The organism is Methanocalculus sp. (assembly GCF_029762515.1).
GTDB lineage: Archaea > Halobacteriota > Methanomicrobia > Methanomicrobiales > Methanocorpusculaceae > Methanocalculus.
This window is the reverse complement of sequence record NZ_JARVGN010000513.1, coordinates 1-1,369: the sequence shown is the minus strand read 5'-3', so window position 1 is coordinate 1,369 and position 1,369 is coordinate 1. Positions and strand designations below refer to the sequence as shown.

The window sequence follows — 1,369 nt, the reverse complement described above, 5'->3', positions numbered from 1 at the left end:
AGTAGTGCGATAATAAAACACAAACAGAAGAGTGCCGAGAAGAGCGTCTCTCCGATATGATGATCCACGAACCCATAGAGCGAACGATACGCATATTGTCCGGAAACGATTGCGATAAAACCGGCAGAAAAAAGTCCTGTCTTCCAGTCCACAAGCTTTGCACCAAGTCCGTACATCACCGGCACCATCGCAACTGCCATCAGAGGCGGGAGGAAGGAGGCGACATACATAATCTCCGGGCGGGTTGACGCACCTGCAAGGATAACCAGAACAACCGCAAGCAGCCGGAAGAGCGGACCCCAGTAGATCACCTCCCCCACTGGGAAGTGCGTCATCGGATCAAACCACGAGTACGCCGGAAAATCAAGCGCCATCTGTTCAATCTGGCGAAGACTATACCAGGGATCGTTTCCGAGGAGATTGACCCAGTTTTCTGAAACGATCCGGGGAATCGGGAGTGTACGCAGCCAGAATGTAAGATAAGAAAAAGCAAGTAAACAGACGCCGATGAAAGAGTACCGGAGCCCATTTTTTGATAGTATAGTATTCAGATCCTTTGGCATCAGATCATTCTATGTATTTGATCATATTATAGTGGATCATTCATCCTCTTTCTCCACCCCTTCGATCACCAGAGAGCACCTCTTCGATAACAGCTTCAAACTCAGCTGCTTTCTTCTTCCAGGAGAACTGTGAGAAATCAATCCTATAAACCACCCTTTCCTGATAGATCCTCCTGATATGATCAATGAACTCAGCAGGAGTACGGTAGATATGAAGATGAGGGCCACCAATAGCCTCGACATCAGGGATCGGGGTCGAGAGGATCGGCCTGGAACAGGCACTGTACTCAAAGAACTTATTGGGAAGTGCAATCTCCACCCATTGCGGTGGAGAAAGCGGAATGGTGCAGATATCCATCGCATTCATGTACAGTGGCAGCTCATCATATCGTTTCCCACCCGTAAAGGTGACGACGTCAGCAAGACCAAGTGATGCAACAAGCCCTTTCAGCTCATTGATATAATCGGTGAAGAGCGATCCGCCAACAATAAGTAAATGAACTTCAGGACAGAAGGATCGGATCTCAGGCAGCATCCTGAACAATTGATCTATTGCATACCATCGCTCGACACTCCCTGCAAAGCCTATCACAAAACTCTCAGGATCAAGTCCAATCTCTCTTTTACATACCTCCAAATCCCTTGGATAGAAGAGATCGGTATTCACACCGTTTGTGATGAGCCCGGCAGAGAATCCAAATCCTGCAAGCTGACGGACAAGAGATGGTGAAACGGTCGTCACCCTTGTACTATGGGAGAGATTCCATCTGGTAATCTTCCAGACAGTTGACCGAATCGCCTCTTTC

The 1,369-nt window shown here is 48.1% G+C and carries 2 protein-coding genes; both read right to left on the bottom strand.

Annotated features, from left to right (window positions below; all coding sequences use genetic code 11):
- Nucleotides 1-563, bottom strand: a 563-nt coding sequence (locus QCH34_RS12730; protein WP_300334679.1) for an STT3 domain-containing protein, incomplete at its 3' end; no start/stop codon positions are given.
- Nucleotides 564-603: 40 nt separating this feature from the next.
- A partial coding sequence (locus QCH34_RS12725) for a glycosyltransferase (RefSeq protein ID WP_300334677.1) occupies nt 604-1,369 on the bottom strand: 766 nt, incomplete at its 5' end.